Genomic DNA, 22223 nt, shown 5'->3' on the forward strand with positions numbered 1-22223 from the left:
AGGATCACAGCTTGTTCAGCAGTCTCCTAGATGAACTCCATCGTGACCTCGCCCAGACCCGCGAACTCGGCACGGAAGGAATCGCCCGGAGCGGCGTCCATGGCCCGAATCGCGGTGCCGGGCAGGATCACGTCGCCCTTACGCAGGCGAACGCCGAACTTGGCGACCGTCGAGGCCAGCCACCCCACCGAGTTGAGCGGGTTGCCCAGCACCGCGTCGGAGCGACCGGAGGCGAGGAACTCACCGTTCTTGTAGAGGGTCGCGTCGATCGCCGCGACGTCGAGATCCGCCAGCCTCACGCGCTGCGAACCGACGGCGTACCCGCACGACGAAGCGTTGTCCGCGATCGTGTCGGGCAGGCTGATCTTCCAGTCGCGGATGCGGGAGTCGATCAGCTCGATCGACGGCACGACCCACTCGATGGCGGCGGCAGCCTCCTCCTGAGAGCACCCCTCCGGCGGGATGTCGGCGCCGAGGATGAACCCCACCTCGACCTCGACGCGCGGGAAGCAGAACCGCGCGGCCTCGACCGGAGCCCCTTCCGGATACTCCATCGTGTCGAGGAGATGGCCGTAGTCCGGTTCGTCGACGCCCATCATCTCCTGCATCGCTTTGGACGCCAGGCCCACCTTGTGGCCGGTGACCACCGCGCCGGCCTCGAGCTTGCGACGGATGTTGACGAGCTGGATCTCGAAGGCGTCGTCGGGGGTCATCTCGGGGTGGTCGGCGGTGAGCGGCGCGATGGACGCCACCTCGGCCTCGGCATCCCAGAGTCGCTGTGCGAGTGTGGCGCGGGTCTCCTCGGTGAGCATGACGGGGATGCTACCTCGATCGTCTGGCGCTCGAGCCCCCGGTTCTATAACGTGTTCTACATGGCAGACCAGGAGTTCGACGTCGTCGTCGTCGGTAGCGGTGGAGCAGGCATGACGGCCGCCCTCACAGCAGCGAAGAAGGGCCTCAGCGTGGTCCTCGTGGAGAAGGCGCCGCACTACGGTGGCTCCACCGCACGCTCTGGAGGCGGCGTGTGGATCCCGGGGAACTCCGTCCTCCGGCGGGACGGGGTGCAGGACACCCCGGAGGCCGCCCGCACCTACCTGCGCTCGATCATCGGCGATGTGGTGGCCCCGGAGAGGATCGACGCGTACGTCGACCGCGGCCCCGAGGTCCTCGACTTCGTGCTCGCCAACTCACCCCTGGAGCTGGAGTGGGTGGTGGACTACTCCGACTACTACCCCGAGGCCCCGGGGGGACGACTCGGTGGCAGGTCCGTGGAACCCAGGCCGTTCGACCTCCGCCAACTGGGATCCGAGGCGTCGAGGCTCGAACCCCCCTACGCCAAGGCCCCGGCGAACATGGTGGTCAAGCAGTCGGACTACCGCTGGCTCAACCTGCTCCAACGCCCCACCACCAAGGGCTTCCGGCGCTCCGTCCGCGTGACGATGCGCATGCTGGTGGCCAAGGCCCGCGGGGCCAATATGGTCGGCATGGGCCGCGCCCTCATCGGCGCCATGCGCAAGGGTCTCCTCGACGCGGGCGTCCCGGTGTGGCTCAACACCCCGATGACGGGACTGGTCACCGAGGGTAGTGGCCTGGAGGAGCGGGTCGTGGGCATCACCGTGACCCGCGGCGGCGAGGAGCAGACGCTCCGCGCCCGTCGGGGCGTGATCATCGGCTCGGGCGGGTTCGAGCACAACCAGGAGATGCGGGACAAGTACCAGCGTCAGCCCATCCCCACCTCCTGGACGGTGGGCGCCGCCGGCAACACCGGTGAGGGCATCGAATACATGGAGAAGCTGGGTGCGGAGCTGGCGCTCATGGAGGACGCCTGGTGGGGTCCCACGATCCTGCTCCCCCGCGGCCCGTGGTTCGCGCTGGCCGAGCGGTCCCTGCCCTGCTCGTTCCTCGTCAACTCGCGCGGCGAGCGGTTCATGAACGAGTCGCTTCCGTACGTCGAGGCCGGCCACCGGATGTACGGCGGCGAGTACGGTCAGGCGCCGGCCGGCCAGGAGGGAGCCGAGGGCGAGAACGTCCCGGCCTGGCTCATCTTCGACCAGGAATACAAGAACCGGTACCTCTTCGCCGGACTGCAGGCGAAGCAACCGCTGCCGAAGAAGTGGCTCGAGACGGAGAACTTCCACAAGGCGGACACTTTGGCCGAACTCGCCGGCCTGATCGGGGTCCCGGCCGACGCGCTGGAACGGACGGCCACGCGGTTCAACGGCTTCGCCGAGAAGGGCGTCGACGAGGACTTCCAGCGCGGCATCTCGGGGTACGACCACTACTACGGCGACCCCACCAACAAGCCCAACCCGAGTCTCGGGCCCGTCCGCAAGGCCCCGTTCTTCGCCGTCAAGATGGTGCCCGGAGACCTCGGGACCAAGGGCGGGGCGACCACCGACGTCCACGGCCGCGTGCTCCGGTCGGACGGCTCCGTGATCGAGGGACTCTACGCGGCCGGAAACGCGTCGTCGCCGGTCATGGGACACACCTACGCCGGGCCCGGGGCGACCATCGGTCCCGCGATGGTCTTCGGGTACCTCGCGGTCGAACACATTCTGGCCGGCGCGACGGCCGGATCCACCGCCGCCGCACCCACCACTATCGACAAGACGGGAGTCTGACTGTGCCGATCGACCTCTCGAAGGCCCTGGGGGCCGAACTCCCCTCGCAGGAGTTCTCCTGGACCGCCTCCGACGTGGCGCTGTACGCGCTCGGAGTCGGTGCTGCCGGGGACCCGATGGACACGGCCGGGCTGCGGTACGTGGAGGACTCGAACCCGAAGGTGCTGCCGTCGTTCGCCACCGTCGCGGCCACGATGAACGTCACCGAGGCGCCCAGGGTGTCCTTCCCCGGGGTGGAGATCGACCTGGCGAAGGTCGTCCACGGAAGCCAGTCGGTCAGCCTGCACCGGCCCATCCCCGCTGCCGGCACCGCCGTCACCACGACCAGGATCGCCGAAATCCAGGACAAGGGTTCGGCGGCCGTGATCATCCAGGAATCCGAGACCGTCTCCACCGAGGGTGAGAAGCTGTGGACCTCGCGGTCCGGGATCTTCGCGCGCGGCGAGGGGGGATTCGGCGGCGAGCGCGGGACCTCGGAGAAGGTCGAGTACCCCGAGCGGGAGGCCGACCACACCATCGAGGTCGCGAGCCTGCCCCAGCAGGCGCTGCTCTACCGCCTCTGCGGGGACCGCAACCCGCTGCACTCGGATCCGGCGTTCGCCGAGGCGGCCGGGTTCCCGAGGCCGATCCTTCACGGCCTGTGCTCGTACGGAATGGTGCTGCGGGCTGTCGTGGACCACGTCCTGGACGGGGACGTCGAGCGGGTCAGCGGCTACGGCGTGACGTTCGGCGGCATCTTCTTCCCGGGCGAGACCATGCGGGTCCGGGTATGGGAGGACGCCTCGCGCCTACTCGTGGCGGCCACGGTGGCCGATCGCGACGACGCCCCCGTGCTCAAGAACGTGGTGGTCGACCTCGCCTGACCACGAACCGGTCAGCAGAGGTCGCGGAACCGCTCCACCAACCGGATCCGGCCGGGGGCGTCCATCGCCATCGGGACGACCGTGAGGGTGGTGGCCCCGGCCTCACGGAACGCCTCGACCCGCTCGGCCACGTACGACTGGGGGCCGATCAGCGAGACCGACCGGACCAGCTCGTCGGGCACCGCTGCCGCGGCCTCGTCCTTCTTACCGTCCAGGTACAGGTCCTGGATGCGGGCGGCCTCGGCCTCGTAACCGTAGCGGCAGGCGAGCTCGTTGTAGAAGTTCTTGCCGCGGGCGCCCATGCCACCGATGTAGAGGGCCAGGTGCGGACGGACGAAGTCCAGGTAGCCCGCGACCTCGCTCTCCTCGCAGATCGCCAGCGGGGGTCCGGCGTAGACCTCGAGCTCACCGAGCGAGGGATCGCGCTTCGCGCGTCCCTTGGCCAGCGGGTCGCCCCACGCCACGTGCGCCTTCTCGGGGTGGAAGAAGATCGGCTGCCACCCGTCGGCGATCTCGGCGGCCAGCTCCACGTTCTTCGGTCCGAGCGCCGCCAGCACGATCGGGATGGTCGAGCGCACCGGGTGGTTGATGAGCTTGAGCGGCTTGCCCAGGCCCGTGCCCTGGTCGGCGGGCAGCGGGATCTGGTACTTGGCCCCGTCGTGCACGACCTTCTCCCGGCGCCACACCTTGCGGCAGATCTCGATGACCTCGCGCGTCCGGGCGAGCGGGGCGTCGTAGCGCACGCCGTGGAAGCCCTCGACGACCTGCGGGCCCGAGGCGCCGAGGCCCAGGGTGAAGCGGCCGTCGGAGACGAAGTCCAGGCCGGCGGCGGTCATGGCGGTCAGGGTGGGCGTACGGGTGTAGATCTGCAGGATGCCCGAGGCCAGTTCCATGGTGGAGGTCTTGGCCGCGAGGTAGCCGAGCTGGCTCACCGCGTCGAACGAGTAGGCCTCGGGGACGAACGCGATGTCCAGCCCCGCCCGCTCGAGGTCGGCGGCCTCCGCGGCCGTCTCGGCGAACCCGCCGCTGTAGTTGAGAGCCATTCCGATGCGCATGGGGGCAACGCTACCGGGGGGTCGGGGCGCCCCGGCCGCGGGTCGGCCCGGTGTCGCCCCGGATCGCGGCGTCGCCCAGGATCGCGGCGTCGCCCCGGATCACGGCATCGACCTCTCCCCCGGCCCGCACGAACACCCCGACGCGTCGACGCAGCGGGGAGTCGGTGCGCTCGTACCCCAGAAACCGCATCCCCGCCTCGGTGGCGACCGCCAGGACGGTGGACTCCGGCAGATCGACGTCCGAGGTGGGGACGACGACGAGGTCGGCGGACCCCAGCATCCGCGCCAGTCGCAGGCGCCGCGTCTGGTCATCCCCTCGGCGTCGCAGCGCCCGGCGGCCGGCCACCGCCGCGAGGGCCACCAGCCACGCGGCGATCGGCAGCAGCGCCACCAGCACCAGCAGCCATCCGATGCTCATCGCCGGTCCGCCGAGCGGGCGCCGTCCGACCTGACGAAGCGCATCGGATCCAGCCACGGTCCGCGTCGCGCGAGCTCCCCCGGGGCGCCGACCGGCTCCAGCCCCCTGCTCCGGGCCGCGGCGAGGATGACCGTCCGGGGCAGTCGCACCTCCCAGGGGCGGACGACCACCTCGTCGTCGTCGCCGTCCAGCAACGCCGCCAGCGCGCGCGCCCGGCGGCCGTGCCGCCCGCGGTACGACCGCGCGGGATCCACGCCCCTCAGGCCGCGGATACGCTCCGCCGGGCCGATTTTCCACATGCAACGGATCGTACTGGGCCGTAGGCTCGCCCCCATGTCTCCGATGTCGCGCCACAAGCCCGACCAACACCAGGCCGATCCCCGCCACCCCGATCCCCGGCACGCGGAGCCCGAGCTCACCGACGACGGGCACGTGGTCGAGCCCAGTGCCGACAGCTACCGGCACGCGGCCGAGCTCGAGATCGATCGTGACTGGTACAAGTCCGCGGTCTTCTACGAAGTGCTGGTGCGGGCGTTCAACGACTCGGACGGCAACGGCACCGGGGACCTGCGCGGGCTCACGGAGAAGCTCGACTACCTGGAGTGGCTCGGGGTGGACTGCCTGTGGCTGCCGCCGTTCTACGACTCGCCGCTTCGCGACGGCGGGTACGACATCCGGGACTTCCGCGCCGTGTTGCCCGAGTTCGGCACCGTCGAGGACTTCGTCGAATTCCTCGACCAGGCGCATCAGCGGGGCATCCGGGTGATCACCGACCTGGTGATGAACCACACCTCCGACACCCATGCCTGGTTCACCGAGTCGCGCTCCGACCCCACCGGGCCGTACGGGGACTTCTACGTATGGTCCGACGACGACACCCGGTACCCGGACGCCCGCATCATCTTCGTCGACACCGAGACGTCCAACTGGACCTACGACCCGGTGCGGGGGCAGTTCTACTGGCACCGCTTCTTCTCCCACCAGCCTGACCTCAACTACGACAACCCCGAGGTCCAGGACGCGATGATCGACGTCCTGCGGTTCTGGCTGGACCTGGGGATCGACGGGTTCCGCCTGGACGCCGTGCCGTACCTCTTCGAGCGCGACGGCACGAACTGCGAGAACCTGCCGGAGACCCACGAGTTCCTCCGCAAGTGCCGGGCGGTCGTGGACGAGGAGTACCCCGGGCGGGTGCTGCTGGCCGAGGCCAACCAGTGGCCCGAGGACGTGGTGGAGTACTTCGGCGAGCCCGAGGTGGGCGACGAGTGCCACATGGCCTTCCACTTCCCTCTGATGCCCCGGATCTTCATGGCGGTGCGGCGCCAGTCCCGGTTCCCGGTCACGGAGATCCTCGCGCACACCCCCGACATCCCCTCCTCCGCGCAGTGGGGCATCTTCCTGCGCAACCACGACGAGCTGACACTCGAGATGGTCACGGACGAGGAACGCGACTACATGTACGCCGAGTACGCCAAGGACCCGCGGATGAAGGCCAACATCGGCATCCGGCGGCGCCTGGCCCCGCTCCTCGACGGCGACCACAACCAGTTGGAACTGTTCTCGGCACTGCTGCTCAGCCTGCCCGGGTCGCCGGTGCTCTACTACGGCGACGAGATCGGCATGGGAGACAACATCTGGCTCGGCGACCGCGACGCCGTCCGCACACCCATGCAGTGGAGCCCCGACCGCAACGCCGGCTTCTCCCGCTGCGACCCGGGCCGGCTCTATCTGCCGGTGATCATGGACCCGCAGTACGGGTACCAGGGCGTCAACGTCGAGGCGCAGCTCAACTCCACCGCGAGCCTGCTGCACTGGACGCGTCGCATGATCCACGTGCGCAAGAGCCACCCCGCGTTCGGGCGCGGCGAGTTCGTCGACCTGGGCGGGTCCAACCCCAGCATCCTGGCCTACCTCCGGACGATGGGGTCCCCCGACGAGGACCCGCAGGCGGACGTGATCCTGTGTGTCAACAACCTCTCGAGGTTCCCGCAGGCCGTGCGACTCGACCTCTCGGGGTTCGCCGGCCGCCGACCCACCGAGCTCACCGGCGGGGTCCCGTTTCCCGAGATCGACGCCGACCCGTACCAGCTCACCCTCCCCGGGTACGGCTTCTACTGGCTGGAGCTGCGCAGTCCCACCGAGACACCGGCATGAGAGGCACTCCCATGAGCATCCCCCCGGTCGACGACGACACCATGGTCACACTGCTGACCGAGTGGCTTCCCGGACAGCGGTGGTTCGCGGGCAAGGGCCGGCGGCTGTCCGCGGTGCGGATCGCCCGGCGCGTGATCCTCCTGGACCACGAGGACGTCCTGGTGGAGCACCTGCTGGTGGACGTGGAGGTGGACGGTCGGCCGCAGCGTTACCAGGTCCCGCTGGCCACCGCGGAGTCCCTGCCCGACGACCGCCGGGCGCTCCCGCTGACCCCGGAGGGCGCCTCACCGGTGGTCTACGACGGACTGCGCGACCCGCGCGGGACCGAGTCGCTCGTGACCCACCTCGCCGCGCAGGACCACGTGGGGGGTCTGCGCTTCCGCCTGGTGGAGGGCGCCCCGGCCCCTGAACCCGCCCGCGGCAGGCTGCTCGAGGGAGAGCAGTCCAACTCGTCCCTGGTCTTCGGCGACGACCTCATGGTCAAGGTGTTCCGCCTGGTCCAACCGGGGCTGAACCCCGATGTGGAGCTCCACGCCGCGTTGGCCGGTCGGGAGTGCCCGGCCGTCGCGTCGCTGCGGGGCTGGGTGGAACTCGAGGACGACATGGCAGACGGGGCCGACGGGGCCGACGGGGCCACCACGCTGGCCATGGCCCAGGAGTTCCTCGCCGGCGCCGCCGACGGGTGGGCGATGGCCACGGCGAGCGTGCGCGACCTGTTCGCGGAGGCCGACCTGCTGGCGGACGAGGTCGGGACCGACTTCGCCGACGAGTCCAGAAGGCTCGGGGCGGCCGTGGCGCAGGTCCACGACGACCTCGCGGCCGCGACGGGCACCACCACCCGGGACGGCTCCGAGATCGTGGCGGGCATGCGGGCGCGGCTCGACGACGCGGTGGCCGAGGTGCCCGCGCTCGACGGGTTCGCCGACGCCGCGCGGGCGGTCTTCGACGAGGTCGCCGGGTCCGGGCCGGTGCCGGTCCACCGCGTCCACGGCGACCTGCACCTGGGCCAGGCCCTCCGGGCCCCGGACCGGTGGATCATCATCGACTTCGAGGGGGAACCGTCCGCCCCGCTGGCCGAGCGCCGTGTGCCGGACTCCCCCGCCCGCGACGTGGCCGGGATCCTGCGCAGTCTCGACTACGCCGCCCAGCACACGCTGGTGGGGGTCGACGACCGGCAGTTGCGGTTCCGGGCCCGGGAGTGGCGGGACCGCAACGTCGACGCCTTCTGCGCCGGGTACGCTGAGGTCAGCGACTCCGACCCGCGCGAGACCGGCGCGCTCCTGAGGGCGTACACCTTGGACAAGGCCGTCTACGAGGTGGTGTACGAGTCGCGCAACCGGCCCAGCTGGATGGGGGTCCCGCTGGGCGCGGTCGAGCGAATCCTCGCGACGGACTAGCGTCGTGCGTCAGCTCACGGGGAGCTGGTCCTTGGCCCACTTGTAGTCGGCCTTGCCCGCGGGCGAGCGGCGGATCTCGGGCACGTCGACGATCACCTTGGGGACCTTGTAGTTCGCCAGGGACTGCCGCAGGAACTCCGACAGATCGTCCTGCTCGACCGACTGCCCCTCGCGGAACGAGACCACCGCGGCGACCTTCTGCCCGTAGCGCGGGTCCGGCGCCCCGGCGACCAGCGCGTCGTGCACGGCCGGGTGGGCCTTGATCGCCTGCTCGACCTCCTCCGGGAAGACCTTCTCCCCGCCGGTGTTGATGCATCCCGACCCGCGGCCGAGGAACACGATCGTGCCGTCCTCCCGGATCTGACCCATGTCCCCCAGGATCGAGACGCGGCGGCCGTCGACCACGGGGAAGGTCCTGGCGGTCTTCTCCGGGTCGTTCCAGTAGCCGAGGGGCAGGTGCCCGCGGCGGACGATGTAGCCGACCTCGTCCGAGCCCGGCTCGATGGGTCGGAAGTCCTCGTCGACCACGCCGAGCTTCGGGCTGGCCGGGATGGTCATCTCGCCGGACTCGTTCATCCCCAGCTCGCCGTCGTTACCGGCCTCGGAGGCGCCGAAGTTGTCGCGGATGATGATGTTGGGCAGCACCTCGAGCACCCGATCGCGACTGGACTTGGACCAGATACCGCCGCCGGAGGCCATCATGAACAGCGTGCTGAAGTCCATGGTCTCGGTGGCCTTGACCAGCTCGTCCGTCAGCGGCACCGCCATGCCGTCACCGACGAACATGAGGATGTGGGCCTTGTGTTCCGCCGTGGCCCGGATGATCTCCGCGGCGTCGAACTCCCGGAACATGATGAGGTGGCCGCCGAGGTTGACGAAGGTCAGCAGCGTGAACAGGCCCGCCCCGTGCATGAGCGGCGCGGAGATGACCACCTTCAACCCGCCGTCGGGCGAGATGTTCTCGGCCACCTCGGCGGGGCTGTGCCGCTTGTCGCCGTAGGGGTTGCCGCCCGACAGGCACGCGTAGAAGTAGTCCGACATGTGCCACTGCACGCCCTTGGGGAAGCCGGTCGTGCCGCCGGTGTAGACGATCCAGTGGTCGTCGCCACGGACGGGCTCGAAGTCACGCTCCGCCGACTGCGCCGGCCATTCGGTGTCCCCGTCGACAACGGTGAGGCCCTTGGCGGCGCACGCCGAGGCCAGGACCTCCGGGACGCCGCCGAACACGATCACCGTGCGGACGGTCTCGAGGTCCGGGATCGCGGCGGCCATGGTCTCGGCGAACTCGGCATCGACCAGCACGGCGATCGACCTGGAGTCGTTGAAGAGGTAGACCAGCTCCGGCGGGGTGTACCTGAAGTTGACGTTGATCCCGGCCACCCGGGTCTTCATGCACCCGAGGATGGCCGCCATGTGGGCGGTGCTGTTCTTCATGTAGAGGGCGACGTGGCTGCGCGGCTCCGCGCCGTGCGCGAGGAGCAGGTGGCCCATCCGGTTGGCGAGTTCGTCGATCTGGCGATAGGAGTACTCGACACCGTCCATGGTCAGCAACGGGTTGTCCGGGATCGTGTCGACGACGGCCTCGAACACCGCGGCCTGGTTCATCTCCGGATTGGTGCCGGCGAGCGGATCGGTCGAGTGGTCAGCAGCTTCGGTCATGGCGGAATCCTTCGCGAGGTCAGTCAAAATGTGGCTGTCCTCACATTGTGACCTGAACTTGTTCTCATGTCCAGACGGCACCCTGATCAGGTCAAACCCCCAATAAATAGAACGGGTTCTAGCTATACTTCCCCCCGCGAATGCGATTCTCCGTGACCCCGCGCCCGTGAGCGCCTACATTTTGGACATGAGTTCACGGCGGTCCCCACAGAGCGGCGCGCCCTATGACGGGGGCCTGATGCTGCCCCACGCCACGAGGACGGGGTCCGTCCCGGTGGACGGTCGCCGATCTGCCGCCCCCGAGGCGGACCGACCGTCGGGCCGGACGCCGACGCTGACGGGCCCCGGCGAGCAGGGGACCCTCCGGTCCCGCGGGCTCGCCGGCGGCCTGAGGATGTTCGTTCGCCCCGCCCTGGACAAGATGCCGGCGACCGACGTGTCCCTCGGGCGTCTTCGTGCGCTGACCTCCGGAGCCGGCCGGGCGGCCGCCCTCGAGACGACCAACGACTGGTCCTCGGACGGTCCCGTGCCCGGGTTGTGGGTGGGTCGCAAGCGGTTCTTCCACTCGGACAAGGTGATCTTCCACATCCACGGCGGTGGCTTCACCTTCGGATCCCCCTGGTCGCACAAGGCCCTCGCCTCGCGGATGGCCAGCGAGACCGGCGTGCCGGTCTTCCTGCCCGACTACCGGCTCGCGCCCGAGCACCCGCACCCCGCGGCCACCGAGGACACCCTCGCGGGCTGGGAGTGGCTGCTGAGTATGGGCTTCCGGGCGCAGGACATCGTGGTGGCCGGGGACTCCGCCGGCGGCAACCTCGCCCTCCAACTCGTGGCCGCCCTCGGCGCGAAGCAGGCCGCGATGCCGGCGGGGGTCGTCCTGCTCTCGCCGTGGGTGGATCTGGACTTCACGGACATGACCGCCCGCGACCGCACCCGCAAGGACCCGTTCCTCGCCCTCGGCCTGGCCGAGCTGTGCCGACGCCAGTACGCCCCGGGGGTGGACCCGGACGACCCCGCCATCTCGCCGATCAACCACGTCCCGTCCCCGGACTGGCCGCCGTTCCTCATCCAGTGCGGGGGCGAGGAGATCTTCTGCGGGGGGATCGAGAAGCTCGCCGAGCGGTTCGCCGAACACGGGGTCCGGCACGAATTCCAACTCTGGCCCCACCAGTTCCACGTGTTCCAGGTGTTCCACCCCCTGGTCCCCGAGGCCAAGCTCGCGGTGCGCGACATCGGGTCGTTCGTCCGCGGGTGCCTGCGCAGCTGAGCCACGGGGTCAGACCGGCGGTCAGACCGTGAGCACCAGGCCCGACGTCGGCACCCCGGTGCCCGCGGTGACGACCAGCTTCTCCGCACCCGGCACCTGGTTCACCGAGTCGCCCCGCAGCTGACGCACGCCCTCCGCGATGCCGTTCATGCCGTGGATGTAGGCCTCGCCGAGCTGCCCGCCGTGGGTGTTGAGCGGCAACCGCCCGCCCACCTCGAGCGCGCCCGGTTCACGGACGAAGTCCTTGGCCTCTCCTCGGCCGCAGAAGCCGAGCTCCTCGAGCTGCATGAGGACGTACGGCGTGAAGTGGTCGTACAGCACCGCCATGTCCATGTCCTGCGGCCGCAGCCCGGACTGCGCCCACAGCTGGTCGCCGACGATCCCCATCTCCGGCAGTCCCGCGAGCTCCGGGCGGTAGTACGAGGTCATGATGAACTGGTCAGGCCCCGAACCCGAGGCTGCCGCCGCGATCGACACCGGACGGTGCGGCAGGTCCCGGGCGCGCTCGGGGGTGGTCACGACGATCGCCTGACCGCCGTCGGACTCCTGGCAGCAGTCCAGCAGGTGCAGTGGCTCGGCGATGTAGCGCGAGCTCTGGTGATCCGCGAGCGTGATCGGCTTGTCGTAGAAGAACGCGTTCGGGTTGACGGCCGCATGGGTGCGGTCCACCACCGCGACCCGGCCGAAATCCTCGCTCGTGGCTCCGTACTCGTGCATGTACCGCCGGGCGACCATCGCCACGAACCCGGCCGGGGTCGACAGCCCGTGCGGGTAGGAGAAGGCGTTGTCCGTCCCGGACGAGTTGACCTGCTGCACCAGGGCCGAGTTGACCTGGCCGAACCGCATCCCCGATCGCTCGTTGAACGCCCGGTAGCAGACCACCACCTCGGCCACCCCGGACGCCACGGCCATCGCGGCCTGCTGCACGGTGGCGCACGCCGCGCCGCCGCCGTAGTGGATCCGGGAGAAGAAGTTCAAGCTGCCGATGCCGGCGGCCCGCGCCACCGCGATCTCCGTGTTGGTGTCCATCGTGAAGGACACCAGGCCGTCGACGTCTGACGGCTGCAGGCCCGCGTCGGCGACGGCAGCGTGCACGGCCTCGGCGGCCAGGCGCAGTTCGGAGCGGCCCGAGTCCTTGGAGAAGTCGGTGGCACCGATGCCGACGATCGCGGCCCGGTTGGCGAGTGATCCGGCCGCAAGGGTGCTCACTGCGGGTCTCCGTTCATGTAGAGGGTCGCCGTCGAGGTGACGTGCGCGCCCAACGAGTCCGTGCCGACGATCGTGAGCGTGACCAGCCCGTCGTCGTCGACCCCGGTGACCTCACCGGCCAGGGTGAGCGTGTCGTACGCGTACCAGGGCACTCCGAGGCGCAGCCTGATCGACGTGATCCGGGCGCGCTGTCCCGCCCAGTCGGTGACGAACCGCTGCACCAGACCGGTGTCCGTGAGGATGTTGACGAAGATGTCCTTCGAGCCCTTGGCATGGGCCAGGTCGCGGTCGTGGTGCACGTCCTGGAAATCCCGGGTCGCCAAGGCGGACGCCACGATGAACGTCGGGGTCCCCTCGATGGTCAATTCGGGCAGACGGTCCCCCACCGCCACCGCGGGCGGCTCGGCCGGGCAGATGACTCGATCGCTCACTTCGACTCCTCCTGATCGGTGGTGGCACGGTCGGTGGTCGCGCGGTCGGTGGCCGGGCGCCAGGCGTAGAGGGTCCACGGCTCGGTGCCGAACGCGGCGTCCTCACCGGGGTCGCCGGGCATGTCGAGGAACTCGACCTCGACCGGCATGCCGATCGACACCTCGGCCGGGTCGACGTCGCGCAGCTCACCGAGCATCCGCACGCCCTCCTCCAGTTCCACGAGGGCGATGACGAACGGGAACCGGGTGCGTCCCGGGACGCGCGGGGCGTGGTGGGTGACGAAGCTGAAGACGGTGCCGCGGCCGGAGGCCACGACGTAGTCGGTCTGCTCGGACCTGTCCTTCCACAGCGCCGGGACGGGCGGGTGCTGCAGCGAGCCGTCCTCGCGCGTCTGGATGCGCAGCTCGTGGGCTCGGACCCCGTCCCAGAAGAAGCGGGTGTCGTGCGAGACCGACGGGCGCATCACCTTGCCCACCACCAGGTCGTCAGTGGGGGAACCGGAGCTCGAAACGATCCCGGCGGGCGCCACAGCGGGCTCGGCGGCGGGCTCGGTGGCGCGGGCGGCGGGGCGGAACTTGAGGATCCGGAAATCCATCTCCGCCACGACCTCGTCGCCGACCCGCCAGTAGTTGCGGGTGGTGAAGAACCAGCCCTCCCCCAGGCCCGTGGTCTTGGGTCCCACGACGTCGGTGAGCACCGAGGAGATGGTGACCTCCTCGCCCGGGCGGGTGTACCGGTGGTAGGTCGAGTCGCAGTTGGTGGCCACCACGGAGGTGAAGCCCTCTGCGTCGAGGATGTCGGTCATGCGCCCCAGCGGGTCGTCGGCCTCCCGAGCCTTCCCCAGACCGCGCATGGTCCACACCTGCGCCATCGCGGGCGGGGCCACGAGGCCTCCGTGACCGGCCGCACCGGCCGCGGCCTCGTCGGTGTAGATCGGGTTGACGTCCCCGATCGCCTCGGTCCAGTTGCGGATCATCGGCGTGTTGATGGGATCGCGGCCCGCGCGGCGCGCACTGCCGCCGGAGGCTCGAACCTCCTCGGCGGCGGCCAGGATGCGGGCGGCCTGCTCGTCACTCATGAGTGCCTTCTCGTTCGTTCGTGGGCGGGCTGACAGAGGGTCGGGTCAGCGGGCGGTGCGGGGCATGCCGAGACCGCCCATGCAGGTCAGTTCGCGCATGACCTCGTTGACGCCTCCCCCGAAGGTGATCACGACGTTGCGCTTGTTCATCATGTCGAACCACCGCTGCAGTTTCGCGGTGTCGGGATCGGTGGGGTCACCGAAGCGGCCCAGTAGTTCTTCGATGATCCGACCGACGTGTTGGATCCTCTCGGTGGAGAACACCTTGGACGCGGCCGAGTCACCCATCGACGGGTTCTCCCCGGCGGAGGAGACCTGCCAGTTGAGCAGTTCGTTGAGTCGGACGAACGCGAAGATCTCGGCGAGCCCGCGCCGGACCTCCCGCCTGTCCAGGTGCCGGACCCCGTCTGCCCCGGTGCCGCGGGCCCAGCCGACCAGTTCGTCGTAGTACCCGCCCGGCCGGCCGGACGGGGCCAGCATCACGCGCTCGTGGTTGAGCTGGGTGGTGAGCATCTTCCACCCGCCGTCGACCTCGCCCACCACCATGTCCGCCGGGACGCGCACGTCCGAGTAGTAGGTGGCGTTGACGTGGTGGGCGCCGTCGCAGGTGATGATCGGGGTGTACGAGAACCCGGGGTCGGTGGTGTCGACGATGAAGATGGTCAGCCCGCGGTGCCGCGAGTCCGGGGCCCCGGTGCGGGCGGCCAACCAGATGTAGTCGGCGTGGTGGCCACCGGTGGTCCACATCTTCTGCCCGTTGATGATCCAGTCGCCGGTCGCCTCGTCGCGCCTGGCGGTGGTCCGCAGCGCGGCGAGGTCGGTGCCGGCGTCGGGCTCGGAGTAGCCGATGGCGAAGTGGATCGAGCCGTCGAGAATGCCGGGGAGGAACTTCTCCTTCTGCGCCTCGGAGCCGTACTTCTGGAGGGTCGGGCCCACGGTCTGCAGGGTGACCGAGGGTAGCGGGACGTCGGCGCGGGTGGCCTCGTTGGTGAAGAGCAACTGCTCGATGTGGCCGAAACCCTTACCGCCGAACTCGGTGGGCCACCCCACGCCCAGCCACCCGTCCCGGCCCATCCGCTCGATGATCGTCGCGTAGGTGTCGCCGTGGCGGGTGGTGGCGATGTCCGCGGCCTCCTCGGGCGAGATGAGCGTGGAGAAGTACTCGCGGAGTTCGGCCTGCAGTGCCCGCTGGTCTGGAGTGAGGTCGATGAAGGTGCCCTCCGGAGCCGCACCGGCGCCGGCGTCGGCGGGGGCGGGCGCCACGTGCTCGACGGGATCGGACGCCACCGCCGACGCGAGGTCGTCCAGGTGGGACTGCGCGCCGCCGACGAAGCGGGCCAGATCCTTGACGGCCGATGAGTACCGGAACATGGGGTACGTGATGTCCACCCCGACCCCGCCGTGCAGGTGGTGCAGGATCTGCACCGCCCGCGGCCCCTCGGTGGCCAGCCAGTAGGCGCCGATCGTCGGGTCGGTGGCGTAGCGGTCGGCCGGGCCGGTGAGCCCCTCCGAGACCCGCCAGGTCACCGACTGGGCGATGACGTGCAGCGTGCGCGAGATGATGTAGACGTCGGCCAGCTCCTGCTGGACCGCCTGGAACGAGCCGAGGGGTTTGCCGAACTGCACCCGGTTCTTGAGGTAGTCGGCGGTCATGTCCAACGCACCGGAGACCAGGCCGTCGCCGTGGGCGATGCAGGCCGCCAGGACGAGCCGTCGGAACTCCTCGAGAACCGATCCGTCCCCAGCGCCGCGGAGCACCTCGTCGTCGTCGACCGGCGTCGCGTCGAACCGCATCGCGTACTCCGGCACACCGAGCGACCCGAGGGTCGGGGTCAGGGTGACCCCGGGGGCGTCGGGGGCGACGACGACGAGGACGGGGGCACCCTCGGCCGTGGACACCGGCACCAGGACCGATCGGGCCTGGGCGGCGTAGCGGACCGCGGTGGCGGTGCCGGAGATCGTCCCGCCGTCAAGGCGCACGGTGGGCTCGAGCGGCAGCGGGCTCCCGGGCTCGGCGAGGGCGGCGGTGAGGATCCGGCCGTCCTCGATCCCCTCAAGGAGCGCCTTCTGCTGGTCCGCGGTGCCCAGGGCGACGATCGGCAGGACGCCGAAGCCGAGGGTCTCGAGCGCGGGGATCACCACTCCGGACCGGCCGACCTCCTCGAGGACCACGGCGATGTCGGCCACCGAGAGGTCGTCGCCTCCGAGCGCGGCGGGCAGGCCCAGCGAGAGCAGGCCCGACCCGGCGAACGCGGACCACAGCCGCTCGTCGTACCCGGCGTCGGCGACACCTCGGCTGGGCAGGGCGGTGAGCAGCTCGTCGGCCGGGGCGGCGGTGGTGAGTGCGCCGGCCACGGCCTCGGCGACGGCGGCCTGGGTCTCGGTACGGGTGAAGTCCACGTCAGATCAGTCCTTAGTCGAGAGGGGTTCAGGCACGGGTTCGGTCAATCCCTGGGCAGGCCGAGGATGCGTTCCCCGACCACGTTGAGCAGCACCTGTTCCGTGCCGCCGGCGATCGACAGGCAGCGGACCATGAGGAACTTGCGCCCCTGCTCGGTGAACTCGACGCCGCCGGTACCGGTGAGCTCGAGCCCGAACTCGGCGATGTCCTGGCGGTGGCGCACGCCCACGATCTTGCGGACGGAGGACTCGGCGCCCGGGCCGGAGCCGGAAAGGGTCCGCAGGGCGGTGCGCAGGTCGAGCAGGCTCCCCACCACCCCGTCGGCGACGTGCCTGCCGAGCTCGTCCAGGACCAGGGCGTCTTCCTGGGCCCCCGCCGCGCGGATGAGCCCGATGATCTCCTCGGCGGCCTCGCCGAGCGAGGAGCCGCCGCCCATCGCCACACGCTCGTTGGCCAGGGTCGTGCGCGCGATCTTCCAGCCGTCGTTGACCTGTCCGACCTGGAACTCGTCGGGGACGAACAGGTCCTCTAGGTAGACCTCGTTGAACAGCGCCTCACCGGTGATCTCGCGCAGCGGCCTGGTCCGGATGCCCTCGGACTTCATGTCCACGAGGAAGTAGGTGATGCCCTTGTGCTTGGGGGCGTCGGGATCCGTGCGGGCCAGGCACATGGCCCAGTCGGCCTCGCGCGCCAGGGAGGTCCACACCTTCTGGCCGTTGATCCGCCACCCCCCGTCGACCTTCTCCGCGGTCGCGCGCAGCGCGGCGAGATCGGAGCCGGCGCCGGGCTCGGAGAACAGCTGACACCACGTGATCTCGCCGGCCATGGTGCCGCGGACCAGCCGGTCGGCGTGCTCGGGTGCGGCCTGCAGGATGGTCGGCACGGCCCAGCCGCCGATGGTGATGTTGTGGCGGCTCACGCCCGCGGCCTCGAGCTCCTCGTCGATCAGGAGTTGTTCGGCGGGCGAGGCGCCCAGTCCCCACGGCTCGGGAAGGTGCGGCATGAACAGGCCGGTGTCCGCCAGGGCTCGCTTGCGCTCGTCACCGGAGACCGCGGCGACCGTCGCCACCAGGGCCCTGATCTCCTCGCGCCGGGAGTCCAGACCCTCGACCTCGGACAGGTCGATCTCGAGGTGTCGCCGAGCGCCGGCCAGGGTGAGCTCGGCCAGCGAGCGCCGCCAGCGGGCCGAACCGCCGATCGCCTGGCGCAGCGCGCCCGCCCGTCGCATGTAGAAGTGTGCGTCGTGCTCGAAGGTGAAGCCGATCCCGCCGAGGATCTGGATGCAGTCCTGCGCGTTGCGAACGGCGTTGTCGAAGGCCAGCGCCCCGGCGACCGCGGCCGCGACGGGCAGCTCGGAGTCCTTGGCGAGCAGGTCCTCGGCGGCCGCGGCGGCGTCCCATGCCGCGGCACGGATCTGCTCGGTGCGGCAGAGCATGTCGGCCGCCAGGTGCTTGATGGACTGGAACGACCCGATGGTCCGGCCGAACTGCTCGCGGATCTTGGCGTACTCCACCGCGGTGGTAAGCGCGTAGTCGGCGACCCCGGCGGCCTCCGCGGCGGCGAGGGTCACGAAGAGCTGGTGGACATGGTCCGTGGTGATGCCGTCGAGGATGCGGTCGTCCGGTATCCGCACGTCCTCAAGCGTCACGTGGCCGATGGAGGCCGACAGGTCGTAGGGGGTCGCGGCGGTCACTCTGAGTCCCGCGGTGTCCCCGTCGAGCAGCGCCCACCGGGTCTGTCCGCCGATCTCGACCGCCAGAAGGATGCCGCCGCCCGTGGTCCCGCCGTAGGCGACACCCGGGTCGCCGCTCACGGTGGTCGAACCCTCGGTGGTCGAGCCCCCGGTGGTGGTGTCCTCAGTGGTCGGACCCTCAGTGGTGGACCCCTTGAGGGTCGCCACCCCGTGGCCCAGGCAGACGCCCACCGGCAGCCCGCCCTCGGCGATGGTCTCGCCCAGGGCGGAGGCCACTTCGCCCCCGGCGCGGGAGACCAGCACGCCCGCGACGGTGGTCGACAGGACCGGGCCTGGGGCCATCCGGGCGGTGGCCTCCTCGAGCATGCAGGCCAGGTCGAGGATCTCGGCCCCGGCCCCGCCGTGCTCCTCCGCGACGGCCACGCCGAAGATCCCCAGTTCGGCCAACTGGGCCCAATGTGCCTTCCAGGCGTCCGGGTCGGTCTCCTGTGCGCGTACTGTGTCCACGGGATCGACGGACTTGGCCCAGGACCTGATCGAGTTCTGGATCTCGATCTGATCCGGGGTGGTGGCGATACTCACGGTGGCTCCTCGTCGCGACGGGGTTCGAACCGGCGCGGGTCCCGGGACCGGCGCTCTCCCCCATAATAGAACGTGTTCTAACAACCGTGTCCTAGAATGCACCAGCAGGACGTGATGACCGCACCCGGCCCCCGATCGGCCGTCGCCAGCCCAGGAGGCTCGCCTCATGACCAAGAGCTCGACCGAGACCGGTTCCGGTCCAGCCGCGTCCGATCCCGCCACCCGCGCAGACGAGCCCAGCACCTCGTCGCAGCGGGAGCGTCGTCGTCGCATCCTCGACGCCACGCTGGCCCTCGCGGCCAAGGGTGGGTACGAGGCGGTCCAGATGCGGGCCGTGGCCGAGAAGGCCGAGGTCGCCGTGGGCACGCTCTACCGCTACTTCCCCTCCAAGGTCCACCTTCTGGTCTCGGCACTGGCCCGCGAGTTCCGCCGGCTGGACCAGCGCACGGAACGGTCGGCACCGCCCGGCGACACCGCCCAGGAGCGCATGAAGGTCGTGGTGGACATGATCACCAAATCCATGCAGCGCGATCCCAACCTCACCGAGGCCATGACCCGGGCGTTCATGTTCGCCGACGCCTCGGTGGCCAACGAGGTCGAGGAGGTGGGCTTCTACATGGACCGGATCATCGCCCGCGCCATGGCCCAGGGTGAGCCGGACGAGGTCCAGCTCTCGATCGCGCGCGTGGTCTCCGACGTGTGGATGTCGAACCTCGTCTCGTGGCTCACCAGGAGGTCGTCCGCCGCAGACGTCAACAGCAGGCTGGGGCTGACCATCGACCTCCTGCTGGGCACCGACGACTCACCCCGCCGCGCGCGTCTGCACACCGCGATCGGCAAGGGGAACAGGGCTGCGGAGGACAGGGCAGCCGAGGAGCGGGTGGAGGCCGACGCCGACGCCGCGGCCGGGGCCTGACCAGGGCCTGATCGGGCGCCGCCGCTCGACCCTCCCCACACGCGCGCTAAGACTGCAGCCGCACACGAAATCTCGTGTGCGGCTGCAGTTGTTGCGCGCGCCTGAGGCGCCTTCCCGGCCCGGGGACCGAGCGCACCCCGGTCAGGGCACGACGACCGGCGGGACCTCGCGCACCAGGTGCGAGACGTCGGCCGTCCAGCGGACCGGGCCGTCCGCGGGGGTCCACCGGGTGAGCAGGTCCGACACCTTGGCCGTCATCTCCCGGCTCAGCCGCAGGAACGAGGTCCCGGGCTGGTCGTCGACCTCTCCGAGGATCAGCCACCAGGCCCAGGCCACCGCACCTGCGTTGGCCACGAAGTCCGGGAGCACCGCGATCCCGCGCGCCGTCAGGTCGAGTTCGGCGTCGATGGTGGTGGCGGCGTTGGCGGCCTCCACCACGATCGGCGCCGTGACGGACGCGCAGTTGTCCGCGGTGATGGCGTACGAGACAGCGGCGGGGACCAGGACGTCGACGTCCATCCCGATGATCTCCTCCCGCCCCAGACACTGGACCCGGGCGGGAACGGCCGCGCGGTCGATCTCACCGAAGCGGTCGCGGGTGGCGAGCAGCGCGGGGATGTCGAGGCCCGCCGGGTCGTAGAGGGTCCCGGCGGCGTCGGCCACCGCGACCACGGTCATGCCGGCCTCGTGCAGGTACCAGGCGGCCGCTCCACCCATCGTGCCCACGCCCTGGACCGCGACGGTCGTGCGGCCTACGTCCCAGCCGCGGACGTAGGCCGCGGCCAGGCACGCCTGCGCCACCCCGTACCCGCCGATCACGTCGCCGAGCAACCCGCCGGGCACCTCGGCGGTGAGCCCGCGGAAGATGCGCGCGGCGGTCGCGGCGGGATCCCCGGAACGCTCGATGGCGGCGTGGTAGGACTGCCGCATCCCCAGGCCCGCGAAGACCTCGTCGATCAGGTGCTGCGGGACCCCCAGGTCCTCGGCGGTCACCCAGTGACGGTCGAGGAACGGGCGCATCGCCTCGCAGAACCTCGACAACACCTCGACGGCGCGCGGATCCTTGGGGTCGAAGTCGATCCCGCCCTTGGCGCCGCCCACGGGGAGGTCGAACGCCGCGGTCTTGCGTGTCATGCCCCGGGCCAGGTCCTCCACCTCACCCAGGGTGCAGCCGGCTCGCATCCTGGTGCCCCCGGTGGCCAGGCCACCGACCAGGGTGTCGACGACGAGGAAGCCGCGAGCGCCCGTGATGTCGTCCTTCCAGTGCAGCCGCAGGTACGGCTCACGCGTGGTGGTCCGCTCCGCGGGCGGAGCGGGAACAGCCACCGGCACGGACCCGGTCGTCGCGGTGCTACCCGGAATCTCGATGGATGTCATCGTGCTCGCCTCCTGAAACGCCTGTGTCCGACTCTCCGTCGGGGTCATTCCAGGATGGGAGCGGGAACGGGGCCGGGTCCAGCGAGAATCGATGGACCTGACCGTTCAGATTTTCTGCACTGTCCCCGGTCAGCCCCTATTCTCGGGGCCATGGAGCCGTCACTGCACCGACTCAGGCTGCTTCGCGAGCTGGAGCGCCGCGAGACCGTGACCGCTGTGGCCGGGGCCCTGGACTACACGGTCTCCGCGGTCTCCCAGCAGCTCGCGCTGTTGGAACGGGAGGCGGGGACCCCTCTGTTCGAGCGGCGCGGCCGGCGGATCGGATTGACCGATGCCGGGGTGGTCCTCGCCGGGCACGCGGAGACCATCCTCTCCGCGGTGGAGGACGCCGGGCACGCGATGGAGTCGGCCCGGGCCGGGGTCGGCACGACTCTCACCGCCGGCGTCTGGGCGTCGGTGGCCACCAGGCTGCTGCCGGAGGGGATCCGGGTACTCGCCCGGGACCACCCGGGTATCGGGGTGCGGAGCCGGGAGCTCGCCCCGGAGGACACCACGGGCGCCGTCCGGGACGGGTCCCTCGACCTGGCGTTCGTCCTGGACTACTCCAGCTACACGATGGCTCGCGTCCCCGAACTCACCCGTGCCCCGATCGCCGTGGAATCCCTGCATGTCGTGGCCCCCCGCGGGTGGATCGACGCCGACGAGGTGGCGTTGGCCGACCTCGCGAGCAGGCCCTGGGTCCTGGCCCACCCCCGCTCGCATTTCGGAAGGGCGGTGCGGCTCGCGTGCCGCGAGGCGGGGTTCGAACCGGACATCCGCCATGAGGCCGGCGAGCAGTCGACGGCACTCGCCCTGATAACGGCCGGCCTCGGCGTGACCCTGGCCTCCGACCTCGGCCTGAGCACCACGACCGCGGATGTGGACGTACTACCGCTGAGCGACGGCCTGACCAGGACGGTCTCGATCGCCTACCGGGAACGGGACGCCCGGCGCCGGCCGCTGCAGGCCTTCGTGGACGCGTTCACCGAGGCCGCCCTCGGCCTGGGGCTCGACACCCCGTAGGACCTGACCGCACCCGGTCCGCGGGCACGCCACCGGGTC

The 22223-nt window shown here is 70.6% G+C and carries 18 protein-coding genes and 1 pseudogene; 7 read left to right on the plus strand and 12 right to left on the minus strand.

The window, feature by feature from the left end:
• Positions 1-26 precede the first annotated feature (26 nt).
• Complete coding sequence (locus CEY15_RS14555) at positions 27-812, minus strand: 2-keto-4-pentenoate hydratase (RefSeq protein WP_095719047.1); 786 nt, start codon at positions 810-812, stop codon at positions 27-29.
• Positions 813-872: 60 nt separating this feature from the next.
• Between CEY15_RS14555 and kstD the strand changes: the two genes are divergently transcribed.
• Both kstD and CEY15_RS14565 read left to right on the plus strand, forming a co-directional pair.
• The gene (gene kstD / locus CEY15_RS14560; RefSeq protein ID WP_042329070.1) at positions 873-2621 is read left to right on the plus strand and encodes a 3-oxosteroid 1-dehydrogenase; all 1749 of its coding nucleotides are present in this window, start codon (positions 873-875) and stop codon (positions 2619-2621) included.
• 2 nt (positions 2622-2623) lie between these two features.
• On the plus strand, positions 2624-3484 hold the full coding sequence (locus tag CEY15_RS14565) for a MaoC/PaaZ C-terminal domain-containing protein (RefSeq protein ID WP_095719048.1): 861 nt from the start codon (positions 2624-2626) through the stop codon (positions 3482-3484).
• Positions 3485-3495: 11 nt separating this feature from the next.
• On the opposite strand, the gene CEY15_RS14570 is transcribed toward CEY15_RS14565, so the two are convergent.
• From CEY15_RS14570 to CEY15_RS14580, 3 genes are read right to left on the minus strand one after another with little or no spacing between them, the layout of a single operon-like run.
• Positions 3496-4539 carry an LLM class F420-dependent oxidoreductase gene (locus CEY15_RS14570; RefSeq protein WP_017836014.1) on the minus strand — a complete coding sequence of 348 codons (1044 nt, stop codon included), beginning with the start codon at positions 4537-4539 and terminating at the stop codon, positions 3496-3498.
• A 10-nt stretch (positions 4540-4549) separates the two neighbouring features.
• Positions 4550-4957 carry a hypothetical protein gene (locus tag CEY15_RS14575; RefSeq protein ID WP_017836013.1) on the minus strand — a complete coding sequence of 136 codons (408 nt, stop codon included), beginning with the start codon at positions 4955-4957 and terminating at the stop codon, positions 4550-4552.
• The gene (locus tag CEY15_RS14580) at positions 4954-5256 is read right to left on the minus strand and encodes a hypothetical protein (protein ID WP_031264614.1); all 303 of its coding nucleotides are present in this window, start codon (positions 5254-5256) and stop codon (positions 4954-4956) included. Before CEY15_RS14580 ends, CEY15_RS14575 begins: the two co-directional genes overlap by 4 nt.
• A 43-nt stretch (positions 5257-5299) precedes the next feature.
• Between CEY15_RS14580 and treS the strand changes: the two genes are divergently transcribed.
• Together treS and CEY15_RS14590 are read left to right on the plus strand one after the other, a co-directional pair.
• Positions 5300-7111 (plus strand): maltose alpha-D-glucosyltransferase, encoded by a 1812-nt coding sequence (gene treS, locus CEY15_RS14585; RefSeq protein WP_017836011.1) that lies wholly within the window; start codon positions 5300-5302, stop codon positions 7109-7111.
• Positions 7112-7122: 11 nt separating this feature from the next.
• Complete coding sequence (locus tag CEY15_RS14590) at positions 7123-8508, plus strand: maltokinase N-terminal cap-like domain-containing protein (RefSeq protein WP_017836010.1); 1386 nt, start codon at positions 7123-7125, stop codon at positions 8506-8508.
• Between the two features lie 9 nt (positions 8509-8517).
• Here CEY15_RS14590 and CEY15_RS14595 read toward each other — a convergent pair whose 3' ends face one another.
• Complete coding sequence (locus tag CEY15_RS14595) at positions 8518-10167, minus strand: AMP-binding protein (protein ID WP_095719049.1); 1650 nt, start codon at positions 10165-10167, stop codon at positions 8518-8520.
• Positions 10168-10354: 187 nt separating this feature from the next.
• On the opposite strand from CEY15_RS14595, the gene CEY15_RS14600 reads away from it, so the two are divergent.
• The gene (locus CEY15_RS14600; protein WP_245847638.1) at positions 10355-11434 is read left to right on the plus strand and encodes an alpha/beta hydrolase; all 1080 of its coding nucleotides are present in this window, start codon (positions 10355-10357) and stop codon (positions 11432-11434) included.
• A gap of 21 nt (positions 11435-11455) precedes the next feature.
• On the opposite strand, the gene CEY15_RS14605 is transcribed toward CEY15_RS14600, so the two are convergent.
• From CEY15_RS14605 to CEY15_RS14625, 6 genes and pseudogenes are all read right to left on the minus strand, one after another.
• Positions 11456-12643, minus strand: coding sequence for a lipid-transfer protein (locus tag CEY15_RS14605; RefSeq protein WP_095719051.1), 1188 nt, complete (start codon positions 12641-12643; stop codon positions 11456-11458).
• A complete protein-coding gene (locus CEY15_RS14610) occupies positions 12640-13074 on the minus strand; it encodes a MaoC family dehydratase (protein WP_017836006.1) in 435 nt (144 codons plus the stop codon). The genes CEY15_RS14605 and CEY15_RS14610 overlap by 4 nt, the downstream gene beginning before the upstream one ends.
• The gene (locus CEY15_RS14615) at positions 13071-14153 is read right to left on the minus strand and encodes a bifunctional MaoC family dehydratase N-terminal/OB-fold nucleic acid binding domain-containing protein (protein ID WP_095719052.1); all 1083 of its coding nucleotides are present in this window, start codon (positions 14151-14153) and stop codon (positions 13071-13073) included. Before CEY15_RS14615 ends, CEY15_RS14610 begins: the two co-directional genes overlap by 4 nt.
• A 45-nt stretch (positions 14154-14198) precedes the next feature.
• The gene (locus CEY15_RS19085; protein ID WP_342744912.1) at positions 14199-15416 is read right to left on the minus strand and encodes an acyl-CoA dehydrogenase family protein; all 1218 of its coding nucleotides are present in this window, start codon (positions 15414-15416) and stop codon (positions 14199-14201) included.
• 42 nt (positions 15417-15458) lie between these two features.
• Positions 15459-16553 (minus strand): annotated as a pseudogene (locus CEY15_RS19090) (acyl-CoA dehydrogenase family protein); the annotation flags it as partial.
• A gap of 44 nt (positions 16554-16597) precedes the next feature.
• On the minus strand, positions 16598-18829 hold the full coding sequence (locus tag CEY15_RS14625; protein ID WP_095719054.1) for an acyl-CoA dehydrogenase: 2232 nt from the start codon (positions 18827-18829) through the stop codon (positions 16598-16600).
• A 166-nt stretch (positions 18830-18995) separates the two neighbouring features.
• On the opposite strand from CEY15_RS14625, the gene kstR reads away from it, so the two are divergent.
• On the plus strand, positions 18996-19745 hold the full coding sequence (gene kstR, locus CEY15_RS14630) for a cholesterol catabolism transcriptional regulator KstR (protein WP_095719055.1): 750 nt from the start codon (positions 18996-18998) through the stop codon (positions 19743-19745).
• Between the two features lie 141 nt (positions 19746-19886).
• Here the strand turns inward: kstR and CEY15_RS14635 are convergent, their stop codons facing one another.
• Entirely contained in the window at positions 19887-21122 is a 1236-nt protein-coding gene (locus CEY15_RS14635) for a Glu/Leu/Phe/Val family dehydrogenase (protein ID WP_176475134.1), read from the minus strand.
• A 150-nt stretch (positions 21123-21272) separates the two neighbouring features.
• Between CEY15_RS14635 and CEY15_RS14640 the strand changes: the two genes are divergently transcribed.
• Positions 21273-22184, plus strand: coding sequence for a LysR family transcriptional regulator (locus CEY15_RS14640; protein WP_095719056.1), 912 nt, complete (start codon positions 21273-21275; stop codon positions 22182-22184).
• Positions 22185-22223: the final 39 nt, after the last annotated feature.

The sequence above is a fragment of the Dietzia natronolimnaea genome (assembly GCF_002289575.1).
GTDB lineage: Bacteria > Actinomycetota > Actinomycetes > Mycobacteriales > Mycobacteriaceae > Dietzia > Dietzia natronolimnaea_A.